The organism is Reyranella soli, from assembly GCF_007992495.1.
Taxonomy (GTDB): domain Bacteria; phylum Pseudomonadota; class Alphaproteobacteria; order Reyranellales; family Reyranellaceae; genus Reyranella; species Reyranella soli.
In genome coordinates, this window is sequence record NZ_BKAJ01000089.1 from 43,547 (window position 1) to 65,804 (window position 22,258).

Consider the following 22,258-nt stretch of genomic DNA (forward strand, 5'->3'; position numbering starts at 1 on the left):
GGTTTCTTGGCGACGCATCCGTGACCAGCGCGCGCCGACTCATCACCACTTATATTTCAGGGTCGCATAGACGTTGCGCCGCAAACCGTAGGAGCAGAAGTTGGCATTGACGCACGATGCGACATACTGCGTGTCGAATAGGTTGCTGGCATTCACCTGGATCGAGGCGCCTTGCAGCTTGGGCATGACGGCGCCGAGGTCGTAGCTCATGACGGCATCGAACAGGGTGAAGCCCGGCACGATGAAGGAGTTCACCGTGTCGCCAGGCTGCGGACCGATATAGCGCACGCCGCCGCCCAGGCCGAGGCCCGTCACAGACCCGGTCGTGAACTTGTAGGTGCTCCAAAGCGAGGCCATCTGCTGCGGCACGCCGTTGACCGGCTGGCCCTGCTGCTGGATCGGCGTGCCCCAGATATTGGCGGTCACCGCGTTGGACCTCGTCGTCAGCGCATCGGTGTAGGTGTAGCTGCCGATCAGGTCGATATTGTCCGTCAGGCTCGCGCGCGCCTCGAGCTCGATGCCGCGCACGCGGATCTCACCGGTCTGGACCGAGAAGCCGGGATGCAACGGATCGGTGGTCAGCACATTCTGTTGCGTCAGGTTGTACGCCGCCGCGGTGAAGAAGCCGTTGAAGCTGGTCGGCCGATACTTGATGCCGATCTCGTACTGCTGGCCGGTGGTCGGCATGAAGGGATTGCCGGAGAAGTCGAGGCCGGCCGTCGGCGCGAAGGATGTCGTGTAGCTGAAATACGGCGCGATGCCGTTGTCGAACAGATAGTCGACGGCCGCGCGATAGGTGAAGGCCTGGTCGAACTTATTGCTGGTGGTCGGGCGCAGATAGTCGTCGGTCGTGCTCGACACCCAGTCCTGCCGGCCGCCGAGGACCAGCGAGAGGCCACCGAACTTGAGGACGTCCTCGGCATAGAGGCCGACCTGCTCCTGCCGTAGCCGGGCACTGGTGTAGGTCGAGGTCGGATTGAAGGCCGGCGGGATGATCGACTGCCAGTAGACCGGCGCGAACAGGTTGAGCGGCGGCGCGCCGAAGTTGGACGCAGACGTCTGGCGGTTGGTGTTCCACTGATAATCGAGGCCGAGCAGGAAGCTGTGGCTGACCGGGCCGGTCGCGAACTTCGCCGTCACCTGATTGTCGACGGTGATGGTGTTCAGGCTCTCGATATCGCTGAAGGCGTAACGGTTCAGGATCTGTTGATTGGCCTGCAGCCCGTTGGCGTAGAGACTGTTGTCCGAGGCGAACAGGTTCTGGTAGCGGAAGTTCTGCCGGGCCGCCCAGACATCGTCGAAGCGGTGATCGAAGGTGTAACCGATCTGCGCGACGGTGCGGCTGTAGTCGTTGAGGTTCGGATCGCCGACATAGAGGCTGGTCGGGATCTGTCCGTTGGCATTGAAGAGGACGGTGCCGCGCGCCGGCACGAAGCCGTTGAAGGCCGGCCCGTTGTCCCGCTGCAGCTGGCCAAGGATGGTGAGCGAGGTTGCGGCGTCGGGCTTCCAGGTGAAGGCCGGCGCGATGGCAAAGCGCCGGCTGTTCGAGAAGTCGACCTGCGATCCTGCATACTTGCCGACGCCGGTGACGCGGTAGAGGAACTTGCCCTCGGCATCGATCGGCCCGCCGACATCGAAGCCCGCCGAAAAGAGATTGTAGGTGCCGGCCTGCGCCATCACCTCGTGGAGTGGCTGGTCCGTCGGCCGCTTGCTGGTGAGAGCGACGATGCCACCTGGCGTGCCCTGGCCGTAAAGCACCGAGGCCGGACCGCGTATGACCTCGATGCGGTCGAGCAGGTAGGGATCGATCTGCGTGTAGCCGAAATTGCCGATGATCAGCTTCAAGCCATCCTGATACTGGTCGGGCGTGAAACCGCGCACCAGCATGTTGGTGTCGCTGAGCCCGTTGAGCGGGCGGGGATCGGAGAAGACGCCCGGCGTGTAGCGCAGCGCCTGCCGCGTGCTCTGCACCGCCTGGTCATCCATCTGCTGGCGCGTGACGACGGAGATCGATTGTGGCGTCTCGAGGATCGGCTGGTCGATCTTCAATCCTGACATGCTGCGTGTCGCGACGTAGCCCACGCCGGGCCCGTCCGGACGCTGGGCGTTCTCGCCGCTTTCCACGCGCACGGGATCGAGCACAACGCTACTACCGGCACCGACCCGCTGGACAGTGATCGTCGAGCTGTTGGGCATCGAGTAGGTCAAACCCGTGCCGCTCAAGAGACGATTGAGCGCCTCGTCGATCGACATCGTTCCCTGCACGCCCTGAGTCGACATTCCTCTGACCAGCGCACCATCGACCGAAATGTTGCGACCCGACTGTTGCCCAAGAGCGCCAAGAGCCGTCCCAAGAGGCTGAGGGGGAATATTGAAAGCGCGCCGCTCACCAGCTTGCGCCATGAGAGTTGCGTCGGATGACTGCGCCAGCGCGCCATTTGGTAAAACAACACCAGCTGCGACTGTGGAAGCAACGGCAATGATCGATACTGAATCCCGCCAAGAGTTGATCTTCACCCCAAATACCCTCACTCAAGTTGGGGCGGCTTGGCGGCTGCTGTGCCCCTACCCACGGGGACGAGACACGATGGAGAATTTCTAAAGGAATCTTCAGATCGAGGAGATCACGATCATCCAGGGCGTAATCTGCCGAACCCGGGCGCCGTGGACGCGTGCCATTGCGCGCAGTGCTTCTTCCGGATCGCTCAGATTATAGGCGCCCGTGATCGGCTTGCTTGCGAGCGCGGAATCCGCCAGCACAATCGTTCCCCTGTAGTAGCGACGGAATTGGTCTACTGCGTCACCCAACAGCTGATCGTGCAAAACAAGCTGGCCTTGCCTCCATGTTGCGACCAGGCCAGGTGGCACATCCGCTCGCGTGGATTGGCCTCTCCATGTCCACTTTACCGCCTGTCCCGGCGTCAGCCTCTCGGCATCCTTGCGCGAGCCGGCCGAGTACGAGACCTCTACGATGCCTTCTTGAACGGCCACTGCCACGCCTGAGGAGTCTCTGCGGACATCGAAGCTCGTGCCGACAACGCTGGTCGTGATGTCATCGGCGATGACCCGAAAGGGTCGCTCCGGGTTGCGCCGGACTTCAAAGAACGCCTCACCTTGCAGCAGGCTCACCCGACGTTCGTCTGCAGAAAACGAGACAGCGATTGCGCTCGACGCCGCGAGGGTAATCCGGCTTCCGTCGGGCAATTCGAGCTGTCGGGACTCCGCTACATCAGTGGTCAGGTCGGATTGCAGACGGATCGCCAATCCCGGCCCAACAACCAACGCCAAACAGGTAGCGACAGCCAACGCGCCGGCGTATGCCGCCCAACGACGGATCGGCCGCCTTGTGCTTGCGGCAGACGCAGGAGCCCGTGAAACGTTCTGAGACGGTTCGAGCGAGAGCGCAAACTGGGCAAGGGCACGCGTTTCTGCCCAGGCGGACTTGTTGGCTGGCGAGGCCGAAATCCAGGCACGGAATTCGGCCATCACGACCTGATCGTGGAGGTCTTCCTGCAGACGAATCAACCACTCGGAGGCTTCAATCGAGGCCTGCAACTGCGCCGGACCCGGCGTTGATTCCATTCCATCCCTCATTTGCGCGCACAGTCATGCACCTGGAGCGACCCTACACTCCTAGACGAACTGGCTTCGAGCATTTCTAAGAAAATCGTACGGGCCGTCGGCGCTATTTCCAACGGAGCCTTTTCTTACAAAGCTGCAGCCCTTCCATCACCAATACGTGCGCCAGAGGGACAGAAACCTTGAGCGCGGCGGCAACTTCACGCAGCGTACGTCCCTCGATGCGGTGCATTTCAAAAGCCGCGCGGGTGCGAGGCGGTAGCTCGAGCAGCGCCTCCTGAAGGCGTCGAATGTTGTCTTTGTCGGTCGCGATTACTTCCGCCGAGGGATAGGGATCGGGCAGCGCCGCCATGATTTGTTCGGCATTGGTCCGGAACAGCTTGTCTTCAACGTTCTGACGACGCTTTCCATCGAAGGCGGGATTTCTGACAATGCGAAACAGGTAGTGCAGAGGCTCGCTGAGATTCTGTTGTCGAGCGGCCTCTTCGAAACGAAGCCATGCTTCCTGGACCAAGTCCTCCGCCTGCGCGCGGGAGCCCACCAAGCCCGTGGCATACTTCACGAGTGTTCCGCGGTGTTCGACGAAGAGTGCCGTTGTGTCGGCGGGCACGGGTTAGTCCTCTCGGCGCTGATGAGCACCTTCGAGGTAGATATCGCAATTGCGAATAGTTCGCAATCGCAATTCGTACAGTCGTTCGGCGGCAGGCGACAACGTTAGGCAGACGATGGCGGAACTCGCGTCTGAGGCTCCGCTTCGGCAATCGTCCGATCACGGAACATGGCGCTCAAGACAGACGCCAGCCTTCATGGCGCGACGCCCCTCAGCCGTCCGACGCATTTCAACATGCACGCCTCGGCGCGACTTGACAGTCCCCCGGCCCGTCGGCGAACGTCGTTTCATTACACGAACGAAGTTCATATACATGAACGACAACGTGAAATCCGCGGCGCGGGTGCTCGATATCCTCGAGCTGCTGGCCCGCAGTGACGAGCCGATGGCCCTGAAGGACCTCGTCTCGGTCCTGGCGCTGCCCAAGAGCAGCGCCCACGCCCTGCTCCGCACGCTGCAGTCGCGCGGCTATGTCGAGCGCGACGCCGCCGACCGCTATGCGCTGAACGAGTCGATGCGCCAGTCGGCGGGCTGGATCGGCGGGCCGGAAGCGCACCTCGCGGCGGTGGCCCGCCCGGTGATGGAACAGCTGCGCGACGAGCTGGAAGAGAGCGTATTCCTGGGCGTCCGCGAGGCCCGCGGCGACGTCAAGGTCATCGCCAAGGCGGTCAGTCGCGCCGCCATCCGCTACGATTCCGACGATCCCGATCCGCGGACCGCCTATTGCACCGGAATGGGCCGCATCCTGCTGGCCTTCTGGGACAAGAAGTCGACCGCTGCCTATTTGATACGCAACCGCTTCCGCGCCCACACGCCGCGGACCGTGACCGACCCCGCCAAGCTACGCGCGATCCTCGCCAAGGTGGCGGCCGACGGCTACGCCGTCGTCGAAGAGGAATACGTGCTGGGCGGCTCGGCGACGGCGGCGCCGGTGTTCGGCGCCAATGGTACGGTCGTTGCTGCGCTGAACGTCGGAACGGTATCGGCGCGCTATCCGGCCGCCAAGCCGCGGATCATCGCCGGCGTCGTGCGCGCGGCCGCCACCATCAGCCAGCGCCTCGGCTACCGGCGCGCGGCATAGTTTTAGACGGAGGGTTTCAGCGGTGAGCTATCGAATCGGCGTCGACATCGGTGGCACTTTCGCGGACTTCTGTGCGCTGGACGAAACGACGGGTCGTCTGGCGACGCTGAAGGTGCTCTCGACGCCGCAGGAGCCCGGGCGCGAAGTCATTACCGGGCTGGCCGAGCTCGGCAGCCGCTTCGGCATTCAGCCATCGGACATCGGGTATTTCACGCACGGCACGACCGTCGGCATCAACTCGGTGATCCAGCGCAAGGGCATCCGCCTCTGCCTGTTCACGACGGAGAACTTCGTCGACGTGCTGGAGCTGGCGCGGCTGAAAATGCCTGACCCGTACCACCTCATGTCGTCGCGCGCCGAGCCGCTGATCACGCGCGACCGCGTGCTGGCGGTGCGCGAAAGGATGCTGGCCGACGGAACCGTCGACCGGCCGCTCGATCATGCGAGCCTGCGCGAGGCGCTCGACCAGGCGATTGCGCTCGGGGCTGAAGGCATTGTCCTGGGGCTGCTCCATTCCTATCGCAATCCCGCACACGAGCGCGAGGCCGCGCGGCTGATCGGCCAGTGGGCTCCCAAGATGCCCGTGTTCTGCTCCAGCGACGTGTGGCCGATCATCCGCGAATACGAGCGCACGGCTACAGCGACGATTCACGGCTACGTGCAGCCGCCGGTGGCGCGCTACCTGACGGCCCTGCAGGCGGCCCTGAAACAGGCCGGCGTTACCGCCGAGGCCATGGTGACCAAGTCGAACGGCGGCGTGATGACCGCCGAGCTCGGCAAGTCGGCCTGCCTGCAAATGCTGCTGTCGGGCACGGCCGCCGGCGTCATCGGCGCGGGCTTCGTGGCGCGCCAGGCGGGTGTCGACAAGATACTGAGCCTCGACATCGGCGGCACCTCGGCCGACGTCGCGATCATCGTCGACGGCACGCCGACTTACGGCACCGGCGAGATGGTCGGCGACTTCCCGATCTACATCCCGACCGTCTCGGTGACGTCGATCGGCGACGGCGGCGGCTCGATCGCCAAGGTGAGCGAGTTCGGCATTCTGACGGTCGGACCCGAAAGCGCCGGCTCGACGCCCGGCCCGGCCTGCTACGGCCGCGGCGGCACGCGGCCCACCATGACCGATGCCTTCGCGACCTGCGGCATCATCGGCCACGGCAATATCGGGTACGATGCGGTCTCGGTCGACGTCGAGAAGGCGCGCGCCGCCATCGGCACGGTCGCAAGCAAGCTCGGACGCGGACTCGAGCAGACCGCCGAAGCCATCATCCAGGTGGCGGTCTCCGGCATGTATCGCGAGGTCGGCAAGCTCGCCTCGCGCCAGGGCATCGACCCGCGCGACTTCACCCTGCTGGCGTTCGGCGGCGCCGGCCCCATGATGGGATGCTTCCTGGCGCGCGAGCTCGGCATGCACCAGGTGCTGATCCCGACGGCGCCGGGCGTGCTGTCGGCGCTGGGCGGGCTGGTCGCCGACGTGAAGAACGATTTTATCAGCACAGCGTACTATCCATTGTCGGCCGACGAGTTGCCGCGTCTCAAAGCCGATTTCGACCATCTCGCCAAGCGTGCGTCCACCTGGATCACCGAGGAGCAGAGATTCACCGGCTCGTACGTGCTGCAGCCTGCCGCCGACATGCGTTACCTGGGGCAATCGTTCGAGATCGAGGTGCCGCTGCAGCTGGAGTGGATCACCGCCGGCGACATCGAGCGCATCGCCGCGGCCTTCCATGCCGAGCACGACCGCCTGTACGGGCACAGCTCCGCCGCGACGCCGATCCACATGGTCAGCCTGCGCATGGTGGTGGTGGGCGGCTCGCCGCAGCCCAAGGCCGCCGCCGAACCGCTGCGCACCGGCGCGCCAGTGCCGGCCAAGCAGATCGACGTCTATCTCGATGGCGCCTGGCGAAAGGTGCCGCTCTATCGCCGAGCGGACCTGGGCCACGGACATCGTCTCGCCAGCCCTTGCGTCGTGGCGCAGGAAGATACGACGATCTGCGTTCCGGAGGGCTTCACCGGCGCGGTCGACGCGTACGGCAACATTCTTCTGTCGCTTGGCCAGTAAGGAGTACGCAATGCGCATCGATCCGGTCACGCTGCAGATCTTCGCCAACCACGCACAGGCCGCGGCCGACAGCATGGCCTTCACGCTGTTCCGCACGGCTCACTCGACCTTCGTGAAGGAAACCGAGGACTTCACCACCGGCCTCGCCACGCCCGACGGCATGACCTTCGCCAGCCCACGCGACCTCGGCGCCACCTGGTTCATCGGGCTCGATTACGCCAACGCCATCCACATGATCGAGGACTACCAGCCGGGCGACATCTGCATCACCAACGATCCCTATAGCGGCTTCGTGTGCACCCACACGCCCGACTTGCACATGTGGAAGCCGATCTTCTGGGAGGGCGAGCTCGTCGCCTTCTCGGTCAGCCACATCCACAACACCGACGTCGGCGGCGCGGTGCCGGCCTCGCTGTCGCGGCAATTGACCGAGGTCCATCAGGAAGGCATCCGGATTCCGCCCAACAAGCTCTACGAGGCGGGCAAGCTGAACAAGTCGCTGCTCAACGTGATGCTGACCAACGTCCGCATGCCCGAGCAGAACCATGGCGACCTGCAGGCGCAGATCGCGGCCATGAACACCGGCGAGCGCAAGGTGCACGACATGGTGCGCAAGTTCGGCGTCGACGTGTTCCGCCAGGGCGTAAAAGACCTGCTCGACCTCGGCGAGCGGCAGGCCCGCGCCCTGCTCTCCCGCATCCCCGACGGCGACTATTTCTTCGCCGACTACCTCGACGAGGACGCGCCGGGCGGCGTGCCCGTCCGGCTTGCCCTGACCTTGAAGATCCGCGGCGACGAGGCGGTCATGGACTTCTCCGGGTCCGATGCGCAGCTGCAATCGTCGCTCAACGTGCCGACCGGCGGCGCCGAGCGCCACATCCTGCTGATGGTGGGCTACACCTACTGCCTCTACAGCATCGACCCGACGATCCTGCTGAACGGCGGCATCACGCGGCCGGCGCGCTGCATCATCCCCGAGGGCACGATCCTCAATCCGAAGTTCCCGGCCGCCGTCGGCATGCGCAGCATGACCTGCAGCCGCCTGCAGGGCGTCACCATCGGCGCCTTCTCTGCGGCGGTGCCCGAGCTGCTACCCGCTGGGCCCGCCGGCGGCGGCGCCATCATGAACGTCAAGACGACCGACAACCGGACCGGCCGGACCATCATGGCCTCGATCGACCCGATCACCGGCGGCGCCGGCGGCTGGTCGGGCAGCGACGGCGCCGACGGCTCGGGCGCCAATTCGAGCTTCCTCAAGAACACGCCGGTCGAGATCAACGAGACCGAAGTGCCGATCAAGGTGCTGCGCTACGGCCTGGTGCCCGATTCCGGCGGCGCCGGCCGGCATCGCGGCGGGCTCGCCACCCAGCTCGAGTTCAAGGTGTTCGCGCCCAACACGGTGGTGACGGCGCGCAACCGCGACCGCACGCGCTTCTCGTCGTGGGGCAGCAAGGGCGGCCGGCCGGGCGCCACCTCGTGTTTCTGGCGCAACCAGGGCAGCAACGGCGCCGTCGATCTCGGCAACACCGACGTGGTGCCTCTCGATCCGGGCGACGTGATCCTGGTGACGTCGTCCGGCGGCGGCGGCTTTGGGCCGCCCTGGGAACGCGACCCCAAGGCGGTGCTGTTCGACGTGCAGCAGGGCAAGGTTTCCATTCAGGCCGCGGCCGACGACTACGGCGTGGTCATTCGCGACGACGCGATCGACGATACGGCAACGGCCGCCCGCCGGACGCGCCTGGCGGCCAACGCCAAGGCGACAAACGCCAAGGGAGGCATCTTCGCCTTCAACGCCGAGCGCGAGGCCTACGAGCGCGAATGGACCGACGCCAACTACGCCGCCCTGACCGAGGTGCTGGCCACCCTGCCCGTCAATTGGCGCCACTACCTGAAGAAGCGCATCTTCGCCGCGATGGCGGAGCTGCCGGCGCACCAGCGTCGCGGCGATGGCAGCGAGGTGCGGCGCGCCTTCGAGCTGGCGGTCGGCGAGTTCCCCCAGCTTCGGCAGGCGCAGGCGGCGGAGTGAGCAGCTGATGGACATCCATTTCGACAATCAAGCGGTCATCGTCACCGGCGCCGCGCGCGGGATCGGCGGCGGGATCGTCGAAGGCTTCGTCGAACGCGGCGCCAGGGTCTGGGCCTGCGATGTCCTTGAGAGCGAACTGTCGGCGCTGAAGGCGCGCGCTAAGCCGCAGCGCGGCGGCACGCTGGAGGCGCGCACGGTCGATCTGACGCAATCAAAGCAGGTCGACGCCTTCGTGCGCGAGGTCGAACAGGCCTGCGGCGGCGTCGATGTGCTGGTGCATGTCGCGGGCGGCGTGCGCGGGCAGAGCAAGCGCCCGGTCGAGGAGGTGAGCGACGACGACTGGCGCGCCATCCAGGCCGTCAACGTCGAAGGCGCCTTCTTCGCCAGCCGCGCCGTGGCGCCGGGCATGAAGAAGAAGGGCAAGGGCCGCATCGTCGTGATCGCGAGCCGCGCCGGCCTCGGCGTCAGCCTGACCGGCATCCAGTCCTATGCCACCGCCAAGGCGGCCCAGCTCGGCCTGGTGCGCCAACTCGCGCACGAGCTCGGGCCAAACGGCATCACGGTCAATGCGGTGGCGCCGGGCTTCCTGCGCACCAGCCCCGACTACGAGCGGCAATGGCAGTCCTATGGTCCCGAGGGCCAGAAGGCGATGATCGAGCGCGTCGCCATGCGCCGCCTGGGCGAGCCGCAGGACATCGCCCATGCCGTGATGTTTCTGGCCTCGCCTTATGCCTCATGGATCACGGGCCAGGTGCTGCCGGTGACCGGCAGTCCGATTTCATGACCCAATCACCGTCATCCCGAGCGAAGCCGCCCGAAGGGCGGCGTAGTCGAGGGACCTGTTTTGAGCGACGCATCGACAAAACAGCTCCCTCCGCTACGCCTCGCTTCGCGAGGCTCCGGTCGGGATGACGGGAAAGAAGAAGGAGGAAACAATGTCCCCTGCACGCCCGACCATCGTTCCCAAGCAGGATGAGCCCGAGCAGCCCTGGCAGTGGTCCGAGCAGCGCTGGCGCAGCATTGTTGAGCGCGTGCGCGCTGGTAAGACGCTGCGACCCGACGCCTGGCCGAACGGTGCGCGCTGCGCCGTGGCGATCTCGTTCGACTCCGATCACGAGACCGGCGAGCTGCGCGAGGGCGGCGAATCGATCGGACGCCTGAGCCAGGGCCAGTACGGCAACCGCGCCGGCATCCCGCGCATCCTGGCGCTGCTGCAGAAGTACGCCGTCCCGGCGACCTTCTACGTGCCGGCGGTCTCGGCCATGCTGCATGCCGACGAACAGCGCCGCGTCACTGCCGAGGGCCACGAGATCGGCATCCACGGCTGGATCCACGAGCGCAACTCGATCCTGCCCGAGGCCTCGGAGCGCGACCTGCAGATGCGCGCGGCCGACATGCTGGAGAAGATCTCGAGCCAGCGGCCGGTCGGCATCCGCACGCCGTCCTGGGACTTTTCGCCCAACACGCTCGCCATCACCCGCGACATGGGGCTGCTCTACGACTCCTCGCTGATGGCCGACGACGATTGCTATGAGCTGCTGCTCGACGGCCAGCCGACCGGCGTCGTCGAGCTGCCGGTCGAATGGATCCGCGACGACGCGGTCTACTTCAATATGAACCGCTTCGCGGCACTCAGGCCCTACACGCCGCCCTCTTCTGTGCTGGAGATCTTCCGCCGCGAGTTCGACGCGGCCTATGCCGAGGGCGGGCTGTTCCAGCTGACGATGCACCCGCATATCATCGGACACCGTTCGCGCATGATGATCCTGGAGGAACTTATCCAGCACATCCGCGCGCACACCGGCATCTGGTTCGCCACACACGCCGACGTCGTGCGTTACGTCAAGCAGGGGAGCTGAACGAAAAAAGAGGAGGCAGGAGATGAAACGGAGAACTCTGTCAGCGCTGGCCGCGATCGCCGCGGCAGCATCGTTCGTGTTTTCAGGAAGCGCCTGGGCGCAGGGCAAGTACGTCCACGCAAACAACAGCGGCTACGACAACCTCGATCCGCATGTCGTCTTCGACGTCGGGCGCGCCGCGTCCCGCATCAACTTCTACGACGGTCTGCTTCGCTGGGTCGACAACCCGCCGAAGATGATTCCCTGGCTGGCGGAAAGCTACACGGCTTCGGACGACGGCAAGACCTGGACGTTCAAGCTGAAGAAGGGCGTGAAGTTCCACGACGGCAGCGAGTTCACCGCCGACGACGTGCTCTACAGCATCGAGCGCATGCTCGCGACGAAGAAGGGCGCATCGTCGCTGTTCCTGCCGATCATCATGCCGGGCAGCACCAAGGCGCCCGACAAGTACACGGTCGTCTTCACCCTGAAGGAGCCGTCGGCGATCTTCCTCTCCACGGTGCCGGAAATCCTGATCGTCAATTCCCAGCTGGTGAAGAAGAACGAGAAGGACGGCGACTGGGGCCAGGCGTGGCTCGCCAAGAACGTCGCCAGCACCGGCTCCTACAAGCTCAAGCGCTACGATCCGGCGATCGGCTTCGTCGGCGAACGGTTCAAGGACCATTTCGCCGGCTGGGGACCCAAGGCATTCGACGAGATCGAGTTCCGCACCGTGCTGGAGACCAACACCCGCGTTCAGGGACTGATCAAGGGCGACATCCAGGGCACCGATGGATATCTGCCCTACGACCAGATCCTGCGGCTGAAGGAGGCGAAGAACGTGCAGATCCTCGAGCAGGAATCGATGCGCGTCTTCTACTTCAACATCCATAACGGCCGCGGCCCGATGAGCGATGTGCACTTCCGCCGGGCGCTCGCCTATGCCTTCGACTATGACGGCTTCGTCAAGGACATCCTGAAGGGCGCGGTCTCGCGCAACGCCGGGCCCAACCCGAACAATCTCTGGGGCTCACCCAAGGATCTGAAGCCATACACCTATGATCTGGAGAAGGCCAAGGCGGAGCTGGCGCTCGTGAAGGAGCCGATACGGCCGATCACCATCGGCACGCTGGCCGGCTTCAGCGAGACCGAGCAGGCCGCCACCCTCCTGCAGAACGGCGCCAAGAAGATCGGCATCGACATCAAGATCGAGTCCGCGCCCTGGCCTGTTATCCAGACCCGCATGCAGGACCGCGAGAAGAACTACGACATGGTCCCGCTATGGAAGAGCACCTACTATGTCGACCCCAACAACTGGGTCGGCGAGATGTACGCCTCGCGCTACATCGGCACGCGCAACACCTCGTACATCAATGATCCCGAGATGGACAAATGGCTCGACGAGGCGCTGGCGATCAGCGACCAGGACAAGCGCAGCGTGCTCTACGAGAAGGCGGTGACCAAGGCGACCGATCAGGCCTTCGGCATCTACGTCTACAATACGCGGTGGTACGGCCCCTACGCCGCCAATGTCGCCGGCATCCGCTTCAGCCCGATCGGCAGCGGACAGGACATGCGCTGGGCCTACTATAAATAGTCATGATCTTCCGGACCGCGAGCCTCTGGCTCGCTCAAGCTCATGAGGGAGCCAGAGGCTCGCGGTCGGGAAGAGGAAGAGTCTGATGCGCCGTCTAGAGATGATCCTGTCACGACTGGTCTGGTTTGTGCCGACGATGGCCGGCCTCGTCGTCATCGTCTTCCTGATCTCCAACGTCATCCCCACCGATCCGGTGAAGGTCCTGCTGGGCGAGAACGCCACGCCGGCGCAGATCGAGGCGATGCGCGTGAAGCTCGGCTACGACCAGCCGCTCTGGGTCCAGCTGGCGCGGCACTTCCACGACATCGTGTCGGGCAATCTCGGCACCAGCATCTACAGCCAGCGGCCGATATCGGAGGATCTGGCCACGCGCCTGCCGGCCACGCTCGAGCTCACCCTGACGGCCATCATCGTGTCGGTCGCGCTCGGCATTCCGCTCGGCGTGATATCGGCGCTGAAGCGCAATTCGCTGCTCGACCACATCCTGCGGGTGGTCAGCGTCTCCGGGCTTGCCATCGCCGCGTTCTGGCTGGCGCTGCTGCTGCAATTCTTCTTTGCGATGAAGCTCGGCGTGGCGCCGCTCAACAGTCGCATCGACGGCTTTGGCCCCACTCCGGTGACCGGGCTGATGATCATCGATTCGATGCTCGACTGGGACATGGAATCCCTGCACAGCGCGCTGTCGCACATCGCCCTGCCCGCGCTCACGCTGGCGCTGCCGGCGGCCGCGACGATCGTTCGCTTCACCCGCGCCGGCGTGCTCGACGTCATCAACAGCAACCACGTGCTCTACCAGCGCGCCATGGGACTGCCGCCGGGCCTGATCGTGTGGAAGTACGTGCTGCGCAACGCGCTGATCTCGACCGTCACCCAGATCGGCCTGATCTTCGGCGTGCTGGTGACCAACGCCGTGATCGTCGAGACGGTGTTCGACTGGCCCGGCATGGGCACCTTCGCGGTGCAGTCGATCCTGCAGTCCGACCACAAGGCGATCATCGGCTTCACCATCTGGATCGGCGCCCTGATTGTGATCGTCAACCTGCTGGTCGACATTACTCATTCGTTCATCGATCCAAGAGGTTCGCGATGAGGGGATCGCGATGAAGGCTGGCTGGCGGCGTGGGCTGAACCGGTTCGCGAGCGACCGCGCCTCGGCGCTGGGGCTGGCACTGCTGGTCTTGCTGCTCGTGGCGGCGATCTTCGCGCCGATCCTGGCGCCCTTCCCCGGCGACGTCGCGGATTTCCATACCGCCAACCGCCTGCGCCCGCCCGACGCCGTGAACTGGCTAGGCACCGACCGCATGGGTAGCGACCTGTTCAGCCGCATCCTGTTCGGCGCCCGCATCACCATCACCATCGCCGTCGTCGCCGTCGGCTCCGCCGTCCTGGTCGGCGTACCGATCGGTCTCGTCGCCGGCTACTACGGCGGCTGGCCGAGCAATCTCTTGATGCGCGTCTCCGACATCTTCCTCGCGGTGCCGCAGATTGTGCTGGCCATCGCCATCGCCCAGACGCTGGGCCCGTCGATCGAGAACGTCATCCTGGCGCTCAGCATCACCTATTGGCCGTTCTGGGCCCGCCTGGTGTTCGCCGAGACGCGGTCGCTGAAGAACGAGGTCTTCATCGAATCGGCGATCGCGCTCGGCGCCTCGCCGTTGCGCGTGATGACTCTGCACGTGCTGCCCAACATCGCCTCGGCCATCATCGTGCGCACGTCGATCGGCATGGGCGCCACGATCCTGACCGCGGCTGCATTGGGCTTCCTGGGACTGGGCGCCCCGCCGCCGACGCCCGAATGGGGCCGCATGATCGCCGAATCGCGCGAGTTCCTGCCCGAGGCGTGGTGGTACGCGACCGTGCCCGGGATCGCCATCTTCATGGTGGTCATGGGCTTCAACCTGCTGGGCGACGGGCTGCGCGACTTCCTCGATCCACGCATCAGGCGGGGAGCCGGCGTCAAGTGACGGCGCTGTTGTCAGTCGAAGACCTGTCGCTGGGGTTTGCGACCGAGGCCGGCTTCGCCTCGGTGCTCGACCGCGTCAGCCTGTCGATCGAACGCGGCCAGGTCCTGGGCCTGGTCGGCGAAAGCGGCTGCGGCAAGACCACCTTGGCACGCGCCATCCTGGGCGTCCTGCCGCGCGAGACGGCCCGCATCACCGGCGGTCGCGTCCTGTTCCGCGGGACCGATCTGCTGACCGCCGATCCCGCTTCCGTCAACCAGACGATCCGTGGCCGCGCCATCACCTTCGTGCCGCAGGATCCGTTCACCAGCTTCAACCCGGTCTTCACGGTCGGCGACCAGATCATGGAGATCCTGAAATGGAAATCGCCGCGCGCCGCCGAACTGCCCGGCCGTCGATGGCTGCCGGCGGTCGTCGCGCGCTATCCCGCCGAGCGCCAGCGGGCCGATGTCGATGCCGTCCTGGAGCTGCTCGACACCGTGCAGCTGCCGCGCCCCAAACAGCTTTTACGCAAATATCCGCACGAACTCTCCGGCGGCCAGCGACAGAGGCTGATGATCGCGATGGCGCTGCTACCCGGACCGGACCTGGTGATTGCCGACGAGCCCACCACGGCGCTCGACGTCACCATCCAGGCACAGATCCTCGGCCTGATCCGGCGGCTCGCGACCGAACGCAACGTCGCCGTGCTGCTGACGACGCATGACCTGGGCGCGGCCTATGAGATCTGCGACGCCGTCAACGTCATGTATGCCGGGCAGGACGTCGAATCCGCGCCGGTCGACCGCTTCTTCGCCTCGCCGGCCCATCCCTACACGACGAAGCTCCTGGCGAGCCTGCCCGACGCGAACGGCACCGCCAGCGGCATTCCCGGCGAAGTGCCTGGGCTGATCACGCCGCCCGGCGGTTGCCGCTTCCATCCCCGGTGCGAGCGGGCTGACGGGCCGTGCCGCGAAGCGCGCCCGCCCGTCGACCAGCTCGGCGCCGGGCACTGGGTACGCTGCTATCACCCGCACCGCGACGCGCCATGACACAGGCGATCCTGAGTCTGGGTGACCTGCAGGTCCACTTCGCCGTGCGCGGTCCGTTCAACCGACGCATCGGCTCGATCAAGGCGGTCGACGGCGTCTCGTTCGACCTGATGCCGGGCGAAGTCTTCGGGCTGGTGGGCGAGAGCGGTTGCGGCAAGTCCACGCTCGGCAAGGCCATCATGGGCATTCACAAGCCGACGGCGGGAGAGATCTGGTTCGAGGGGCAGCGCATCGACGCGCTGGCGCCGGCCGCCCGGCGCGCCGTGCGCCGCAGCCTGCAATACGCCTACCAGGATCCGGGGGCGTCGCTCGATCCGCGCTGGAAGATCGGCAGCTCCCTGCACGAGCCGCTGGTGATCCATACCGATCTCGACCAGGCGGCGCGCGAGAAACGCATTCGCAGCATCCTGGAAGCGGTCGGGCTGCCCGACACGCACCTCGATCTCTATCCGCACGAAATTTCCGGCGGCCAGCAACGGCGCGTCGGCCTGGCGCGCATCCTCACGCTGCACCCGAAGGTCGTCATCCTGGACGAACCGACATCGGGTCTCGACGTGTCGGTGCAGGCGACGGTGCTCTCGCTGTTCCGCGGCTTGCGCGAGACCTTCGACCTGACCTATGTCCTGATCAGCCACGATCTTGCGGTCATCCGCACGATGTGCAGCCGCGTCGCGGTGATGTATCTCGGCCGCATCGTCGAGAGCGGACCGACCGAGGAGATCTTCGAGCGGCCGCGGCATCCCTATACCCGCTCGCTGCTGGCGGCGATTCCCAAGATCGGCGGCCCGCGCATCACGCGGGATTTCTGGCTGCAGGGCGAGCCGCCCGATCCGGGAAACCTCCCCTCCGGCTGCCGCTTCCGCACGCGCTGTCCCAAGGCCACCTATCTGTGTGCGCGCGAGGAACCGGTTCTGTCACCGCTGGCGGCGGGTTCGGTCGCCTGTCATTTCCCGGACTGACGTCGGCCGTCCTGGTCAGAAGTCGGCGGTCAAGGACAGGCGGAATGTCCGCGGCGCCCCCAGGAACATGAAGTTGGCGGTCTCGTTCGCGCCGGACCAGTAGTTGGCATCGAGCACGTTCTCGACGTTGAAACGCGCAACCAGCATCTTGCCCGTCGCACCGGGATTCTCGAAGGCGTAGCGCACGCCGACGTCGAAGCGCGTCCAGTCCGGCAGGCTGCGCCGTGGATAGGTCGTGTCGATGTACTGGGAGCTCGTATAGAGCGCACGCCCGAGAAACGTGAGCCCGCGCACGAACGGCACGTCGATCTCGCTTCCGAGATTCAGCGTGAACTGCGGTGAAAATGGAGCGATCCATCCGTCGGTCGTCCCGCCCTGGGTCTTGGTCAGGACGGGGTTGAGGAACATTGCACCGCCCAGAACGCGGAAGCCCTTGATGGGCTCGCCGAAGACATTGAGCTCGAGCCCCTGATTGACCTGCTCGCCGCCGAGATACTGCGTGTTGTTGGCGAGGTTGGTAAGGATGCTGGGCTGCGATATCTGGAACAGGCTCGCCGTCGTGGTGAGCTTGCCCCAGTCGGCCTTCACGCCGACTTCGTACTGCGTCGAAACGAAGGGCGGGAAGATCTGGCCGGCATTGGTGAAGGGCGGCTGGACGGTCGTCCCCTGCTGCAGGCCCTGAATCCAGTTGCCGTAGAGCGACACGTTCTCCCACGGCTTGAAGACCAGCGAGACCGAGGGGCTGAAAGCGCTCTGATTGTAGTAGTCCACGGGTGCGCCGGTCACGGCGTTGTAGTTGGTGCCCGAGACCGTCTGGGCGCGCCCACCGACGGTGAGCTGGATACGCTTCTCCGCCGCCGACAGCGTATCGGCAAAGCCGACGCTGGAGAGGCCCGCGGTCGAGATCTTGTTGGCGGCCGGTGTCACGATCGTGGGCTGCCCAATCGTGGTCGGGCCGTAGATGTTGGTGGCGAACGGTCCGATGGAGCTCACCACGGTGCCCGAGCCGGTCTCCTGCGAGTAGGTCGTCGCGGTGACGGCGAGCTCATGGCCGATCGGTCCGGTCTCGAAGTTGCCGCGGATGCCGCCCTCGGCCGTGAAGAAGGTGTTGTAGGTGCTGATATTGAACGGCGCGTTGGCGCGCGCCGTGCCCGCGACGCTCAGGATCGTGGTGAGCGGGGAATAGACGCCGCCCAGCCGGTTGTCGTGGCCGCCGACCGCGACGTAGGCAGTAACATTGTTGGCGATGTCGACTTCGGCGCGCCCGACCGCGAAGGCATCCTGACGCGACTGGAATCCCCAGGGCTGCGCGGTCGGGTTACTGCGGGCGCTCGGGGCATAGGGAAGCTGCACACCCGCCGCCAGCGCGATGTAGGGCGAGAGGCCCGCGATGTACTGCGACTGGATGCCGAGGTCGGCGGAAAGCCTGATGCCGTTGCCGCGATAGTCGAGGCCCGCCAGCGCGAGCGCGCGCTGGTCGGAATTGTACTGCAGGTCGGTCTGCCCGGCGCGCAGCACACCGTTGAAGCGGACGCCGAACTCCTTGTCATTGCCGAAGCGGCGAGCGACGTCGACATGGCCGCCGCCCTGCCCGGCGGAACCGTAGCTGGCAACCACCCGCGTCAGGTCTTCGTCAGGCGCGCGCTTGGGCACGATGTTCACCATGCCGCCGATCGACTTGTAGGGCGCCATGCCGTTCAGCATCACCGACGGCCCCTTCAGCACCTCGATGCGCTCGGCCATCTCGGCCATCGGCGACTGCAACGGCAGCATGCCGTAGAGGCCGCCATACGACCACGCCGCGGCATCGACCGTGAAGCCGCGAATCGTCACCTGGTCGAAGCCGGGCCCGCTATCGCTGCGGCTGAAGCGCACCGACGGATCGTTCAGCAGCACGTCGCGTACTGTCCTCGCCTGCTGATCCTGAGCTGTCTTCGCCGTGTAGCTCGTCTGGTTGAAGGGCGTGTCCATCACCGAGCGGTTGCCGAGCAGGCCGAGCTGGCTGCCGGTCGCGACCTGCCCGCCTGCGTACGGCGGCGGGATGTTGTCGATCATCGCCTGCGACGGCACCGCATAGCCCTGGACCTGGACGGGATCGAGGTGGATTGTGCCGGGATCGGCGGCGCTGCTCTGCCCCGGCCTCTGCAGCGCGATCGTGGTCGCGCTGGGAAAGGTCGCGACGAGACCGGTGCCGGCGAGAAGGCGGCGCAACGCCTCCTCCACGCTCATCGTGCCCTGCACGCCGGGCGTGGAGAAGCCCCTGATCAATGCACCGTCGACGGTGACCTGGCGCCCCGACTGCTGGCCGAAGATGCCGACTGCCGTGGCGAGCGGTTGCGGCGGGATGTTGAAGGCGCGCAGCTCCGTCGACTGTGCCGTGTCGCTCCGGTCGACCGAAGTCTGCGCCAACGTCTGCGTCGTCGTCGCCGCGGCAACGCCGGCGAAGACCACTGCGGCCGAACAGCGGCCGAACCACCCTACTCTCTTCACCCCAAACTCCGTTCCCCGAGCACGGGCATTACGCGCGACGGGTTACGTCGCGTGCGCCCTTACCCAAGAAGACGAGCGAGCAGATCGAGTTTATAAAAATCGGAGTCGCTACGAGCTCGACAGCACGATCAGCCAGGGCGTAATGCGGCGCATCCTGGCGCCATGGGCACGAACCAGGCCGAGCAACGCATCTTCGGGATCATCGAGATTGTAGACGCCGGTGACGCGTCGCTCGGCCAAGGCATCGTCGGCCAGGATGATCGTGCCGCCGTAGTACCGTCGTAGCCGGTCGACCGCTTCGCGCATCGTCTCGTCGCGAAGGTAGAGCTGGCCGCGCCGCCATGCCGCGACAAGCTGCGGCGGCACAGTGGTTCGCGAAATCTGGCCGTCCATCGACAGCCGGGCCACCTGCCCTGCCTCCAGCTTCTGCGGCATCATGCTGCCTCTATCCGGATAGCCGACCTGCACGATCCCCTCCGCGACGGCGACGGTCACGCCTTGCGGCCCCAGGCGGACGCCGAAGCTGGTGCCCAGAACCGAGGCTTCGGCGTTCGACGCGATCACGCGGAAGGGCCGCTTGGGATCGGGCGCCACGTCGAAGAAGGCCTCGCCCTGGAGCAGCCTGATCCGCCGCTCGGCCGCTTCATAGGAAACCGCGATGGCGCTGCCTGCCGCCAGCGTGACCTCGCTGCCGTCCTGCAGTCCAAGCTTCTGCTGCTCCGCCGTACCGGTCATGTAGTCGGACTCGATGCGCAGCATGAGCACTGGCGCGGCGACGATGGCCAGGCAGGCAGCAAGAGCCAGCGCCGCGCCGCCGACCGCCCAGCGCCGCCTTGGCCATCGTGGCCGCACCGGCGAGAGACGCGTCGCCTGTACGTCAGCCGCACGCTGCCGCGCGACCTCGGCCTGCCAGCGATCGGCGAACTCGGCAGGCATGATCGACGCCACATCGGCCACATGCTGCATCGCCATCCAGGCGTCGGCGTTGGCCGGGCTCGCCCGCAGCCAATCCTCGAAGCGCCGCTTCACGGCGGGATCGTCGGGCTCCTCCTGCAACAGGATGAGCCAGCCCGACGCCTCCCTCGAAGCTCGCGCCTGGGCCGCCTCGGGTCCCTCTTCCATCCCTTCCCCTTGTCGTTGCCGATGGCCGTCTTGCAACGCACCGAACTCACGTCGCAGTACGCCTACACTGTTAGACGAGCGACGGTCGCGGCATTCTAAAAAGAGTCCAACGACTGCCGGTCAGGGCCATCCCAGGCGATGCTTGACGTGCTGCAGGCCGTCCATGACCAGGGTCTGCACCATCGGCGTCGATATCTTCAGGACGACGGCGATCTCGCGCAGCTTGCAGCCGCCCAGGCGGTGCATCTCGAAGGCGATGCGCGTGCGCTCCGGCAGCTCGGCCAGCGCCTCGCGCAACAGCCGGAGCTCGTCCTTGTGCAGGGCGACCATCTCGGCAGAGGGCTGGGTGTCGGGCAGGACGGAGGCCGCCCTCTCGGCACTGCCGCTGAAGATGCGGTTCTCAAGCGCCGCCCGCCGTTGCCCATCGAGCGCCAGGTTGCGGACGATGCGATAGAGGTAACCCAGCGGCTCCTTTAGGAACTGCTGCCGGGCGGCCTGGTCGAAACGCAACCATGCTTCCTGTACGAGGTCCTCGGCCTGCGTCCTGGACCCGACGATGCCCGCGGCATAGTCGACCAGGGAGCGGCGATGCTCCGCGAAGAGGACTGTGATGTCGGAGGGCACAGCGCGCGCTCGATACTTTCCCGATGCCGCCGGCTGGCCCCAAGCACAGCCGGCATCGCAGCCTATCGCGATTGCGAATTGTTCGCAATTGGAGATTGGCAGTCAGCGACCCCCTCCAAGTCGAAGAGCTCGTTTTTCCAACGAGCGATGGTTTCGCATGACCCGGATGTCAGCCAAGGCCTATTGCGGAGCAAAGATTTCGTGCGGCCAATCGCGCGCTTGTCGTTTTCGATCGGGGCGTTATATCCACGCATAGCCGACGCCATTCCCCACAATCGAGCGATGACAGTCGGGCCGCCGGGCCCGCGGAGGCGTGTTTTGAGTGCGTTGAGGAACGAGATCGTGCAATCGGTCCATCACTGGACCGACGAGTTGTTCAGCTTCAGGACCACGCGTGACAAGGGGTTCCGCTTCGCCAGCGGCCAATTCACGATGATCGGGCTCAAGATCGACGGCAAGCCGCTCTTGCGCGCCTACTCGATCGCCAGCGCCCACTACGACGACGAGCTGGAGTTCTTTTCCATCAAGGTGCCGGACGGCAAGCTGACGTCGCGACTGAAGGACCTGGCGCCGGGTGACGCCGTCCTGGTCGGCGCCAAGGCCACCGGCACGCTGCTGCTCGACAGCCTGACGCCCGGCCGCAATCTCTACCTGCTGGGCACCGGCACGGGCCTCGCCCCCTTCCTGTCGATCGTGCGCGACCCGGAAGTCTACGAGCGCTTCGAGAAGGTGATCCTGGTCCATGGCTGCCGCCAGGTGCGCGACCTCGCCTATCGCTCCAAGCTCGCCGACGAGCTGCCGGCCGACGAGATCCTGGGCGACCTGGTGCGCGACAAGCTCGTCTACTATCCGACCATCACCCGCGAGCCGTTCAAGAACCGCGGCCGCATCACCGACCTGATCGCAAGCGGCACGCTGGCGAGCGATGTCGGCCTGCCGCCGATCAACAAGCAGGACGACCGCTTCATGCTGTGCGGCAGCATGCAGATGCTGGCCGACATCCGCACCCTGCTCGAAGGCGCGGGCCTCAGCGAAGGCAGCACGACGGTGCCGGGCGAGTTCGTGGTCGAGAAGGCGTTCGTCGAGTAGCCGCACCGGCCTGGTGCCGAGTATCGCCGGAGGGCGAGTCGCAGCTGTCACCCCGAGCGCAGCGCCTCCCTTCGGCTTCGCTCAGGGCAGGCGCTGCGCGGATCAAGCACCTCGCCAACCGCTCCGCGGGCGCGGTCCAAGGCGAGGTTTGCGCAGTTCCCGCAGTTTGCGACGTGAGAACCACCT

17 protein-coding genes are annotated in these 22,258 nt (G+C 65.8%); 11 read left to right on the plus strand and 6 right to left on the minus strand.

The annotated features are described in order from the left end of the window. Positions 1–42: 42 nt before the first annotated feature. From RSO01_RS25195 to RSO01_RS25205, 3 genes are all read right to left on the minus strand, one after another. Positions 43–2,403, minus strand: a complete 2,361-nt coding sequence (locus RSO01_RS25195) for a TonB-dependent siderophore receptor (protein WP_147152595.1) — start codon at positions 2,401–2,403, stop codon at positions 43–45. Between the two features lie 207 nt (positions 2,404–2,610). After that, on the minus strand, positions 2,611–3,582 hold the full coding sequence (locus RSO01_RS25200) for a FecR family protein (RefSeq protein WP_170303343.1): 972 nt from the start codon (positions 3,580–3,582) through the stop codon (positions 2,611–2,613). Positions 3,583–3,685: 103 nt separating this feature from the next. Continuing rightward, positions 3,686–4,189: a sigma-70 family RNA polymerase sigma factor gene (locus RSO01_RS25205; protein WP_147152599.1), complete on the minus strand. Its 504-nt coding sequence runs from the start codon at positions 4,187–4,189 to the stop codon at positions 3,686–3,688. A gap of 313 nt (positions 4,190–4,502) precedes the next feature. Here RSO01_RS25205 and RSO01_RS25210 point away from each other — a divergent pair, with 313 nt between their 5' ends. The 10 genes from RSO01_RS25210 to RSO01_RS25255 all read left to right on the plus strand — a co-directional run bounded on the left by RSO01_RS25210 (position 4,503) and on the right by RSO01_RS25255 (position 16,747). Continuing rightward, positions 4,503–5,270: an IclR family transcriptional regulator gene (locus tag RSO01_RS25210; RefSeq protein WP_147152601.1), complete on the plus strand. Its 768-nt coding sequence runs from the start codon at positions 4,503–4,505 to the stop codon at positions 5,268–5,270. Positions 5,271–5,292: 22 nt separating this feature from the next. After that, a complete protein-coding gene (locus RSO01_RS25215; protein ID WP_147152603.1) occupies positions 5,293–7,335 on the plus strand; it encodes a hydantoinase/oxoprolinase family protein in 2,043 nt (680 codons plus the stop codon). Positions 7,336–7,345: 10 nt separating this feature from the next. Then, complete coding sequence (locus tag RSO01_RS25220; protein ID WP_147152605.1) at positions 7,346–9,361, plus strand: hydantoinase B/oxoprolinase family protein; 2,016 nt, start codon at positions 7,346–7,348, stop codon at positions 9,359–9,361. Positions 9,362–9,368: 7 nt separating this feature from the next. Beyond that, positions 9,369–10,145, plus strand: a complete 777-nt coding sequence (locus RSO01_RS25225; RefSeq protein WP_147152607.1) for an SDR family NAD(P)-dependent oxidoreductase — start codon at positions 9,369–9,371, stop codon at positions 10,143–10,145. A 151-nt stretch (positions 10,146–10,296) separates the two neighbouring features. Continuing rightward, on the plus strand, positions 10,297–11,220 hold the full coding sequence (locus RSO01_RS25230; RefSeq protein WP_147152609.1) for a polysaccharide deacetylase family protein: 924 nt from the start codon (positions 10,297–10,299) through the stop codon (positions 11,218–11,220). A gap of 22 nt (positions 11,221–11,242) precedes the next feature. Further along, positions 11,243–12,796, plus strand: coding sequence for an ABC transporter substrate-binding protein (locus RSO01_RS25235; RefSeq protein ID WP_147152611.1), 1,554 nt, complete (start codon positions 11,243–11,245; stop codon positions 12,794–12,796). 85 nt (positions 12,797–12,881) lie between these two features. Then, the gene (locus RSO01_RS25240) at positions 12,882–13,886 is read left to right on the plus strand and encodes an ABC transporter permease (RefSeq protein WP_147152613.1); all 1,005 of its coding nucleotides are present in this window, start codon (positions 12,882–12,884) and stop codon (positions 13,884–13,886) included. A 10-nt stretch (positions 13,887–13,896) separates the two neighbouring features. Further along, the gene (locus RSO01_RS25245; RefSeq protein ID WP_147152615.1) at positions 13,897–14,760 is read left to right on the plus strand and encodes an ABC transporter permease; all 864 of its coding nucleotides are present in this window, start codon (positions 13,897–13,899) and stop codon (positions 14,758–14,760) included. Next, the gene (locus tag RSO01_RS25250) at positions 14,757–15,788 is read left to right on the plus strand and encodes an ABC transporter ATP-binding protein (RefSeq protein ID WP_147152617.1); all 1,032 of its coding nucleotides are present in this window, start codon (positions 14,757–14,759) and stop codon (positions 15,786–15,788) included. The genes RSO01_RS25245 and RSO01_RS25250 overlap by 4 nt, the downstream gene beginning before the upstream one ends. Beyond that, complete coding sequence (locus RSO01_RS25255) at positions 15,785–16,747, plus strand: ABC transporter ATP-binding protein (RefSeq protein WP_147152619.1); 963 nt, start codon at positions 15,785–15,787, stop codon at positions 16,745–16,747. Before RSO01_RS25250 ends, RSO01_RS25255 begins: the two co-directional genes overlap by 4 nt. A 15-nt stretch (positions 16,748–16,762) precedes the next feature. Here RSO01_RS25255 and RSO01_RS25260 read toward each other — a convergent pair whose 3' ends face one another. The 3 genes from RSO01_RS25260 to RSO01_RS25270 form a co-directional block, all read right to left on the minus strand. Beyond that, positions 16,763–19,237, minus strand: a complete 2,475-nt coding sequence (locus tag RSO01_RS25260) for a TonB-dependent receptor (RefSeq protein ID WP_147152621.1) — start codon at positions 19,235–19,237, stop codon at positions 16,763–16,765. Positions 19,238–19,345: 108 nt separating this feature from the next. Then, positions 19,346–20,359 carry a FecR family protein gene (locus RSO01_RS25265; protein WP_147152623.1) on the minus strand — a complete coding sequence of 338 codons (1,014 nt, stop codon included), beginning with the start codon at positions 20,357–20,359 and terminating at the stop codon, positions 19,346–19,348. Positions 20,360–20,479: 120 nt separating this feature from the next. Then, positions 20,480–20,983: a sigma-70 family RNA polymerase sigma factor gene (locus RSO01_RS25270; RefSeq protein WP_147152625.1), complete on the minus strand. Its 504-nt coding sequence runs from the start codon at positions 20,981–20,983 to the stop codon at positions 20,480–20,482. Positions 20,984–21,301: 318 nt separating this feature from the next. Here RSO01_RS25270 and RSO01_RS25275 point away from each other — a divergent pair, with 318 nt between their 5' ends. After that, the gene (locus RSO01_RS25275; RefSeq protein WP_218037451.1) at positions 21,302–22,072 is read left to right on the plus strand and encodes a ferredoxin--NADP reductase; all 771 of its coding nucleotides are present in this window, start codon (positions 21,302–21,304) and stop codon (positions 22,070–22,072) included. Positions 22,073–22,258: the final 186 nt, after the last annotated feature.

Coding starts and splice junctions, on each gene's coding strand:
- RSO01_RS25255 (WP_147152619.1), top strand. CDS start 15,785: ATGACACAGGCGATCCTGAGTCTGGGTGACCTGCAGGTCCACTTCGCC.
- RSO01_RS25245 (WP_147152615.1), top strand. CDS start 13,897: ATGAAGGCTGGCTGGCGGCGTGGGCTGAACCGGTTCGCGAGCGACCGC.
- RSO01_RS25195 (WP_147152595.1), bottom strand. CDS start 2,403: ATGGCGCAAGCTGGTGAGCGGCGCGCTTTCAATATTCCCCCTCAGCCT.
- RSO01_RS25235 (WP_147152611.1), top strand. CDS start 11,243: ATGAAACGGAGAACTCTGTCAGCGCTGGCCGCGATCGCCGCGGCAGCA.
- RSO01_RS25210 (WP_147152601.1), top strand. CDS start 4,503: ATGAACGACAACGTGAAATCCGCGGCGCGGGTGCTCGATATCCTCGAG.
- RSO01_RS25200 (WP_170303343.1), bottom strand. CDS start 3,582: ATGGAATCAACGCCGGGTCCGGCGCAGTTGCAGGCCTCGATTGAAGCC.
- RSO01_RS25230 (WP_147152609.1), top strand. CDS start 10,297: ATGTCCCCTGCACGCCCGACCATCGTTCCCAAGCAGGATGAGCCCGAG.
- RSO01_RS25220 (WP_147152605.1), top strand. CDS start 7,346: ATGCGCATCGATCCGGTCACGCTGCAGATCTTCGCCAACCACGCACAG.
- RSO01_RS25240 (WP_147152613.1), top strand. CDS start 12,882: ATGCGCCGTCTAGAGATGATCCTGTCACGACTGGTCTGGTTTGTGCCG.
- RSO01_RS25225 (WP_147152607.1), top strand. CDS start 9,369: ATGGACATCCATTTCGACAATCAAGCGGTCATCGTCACCGGCGCCGCG.
- RSO01_RS25265 (WP_147152623.1), bottom strand. CDS start 20,359: ATGGAAGAGGGACCCGAGGCGGCCCAGGCGCGAGCTTCGAGGGAGGCG.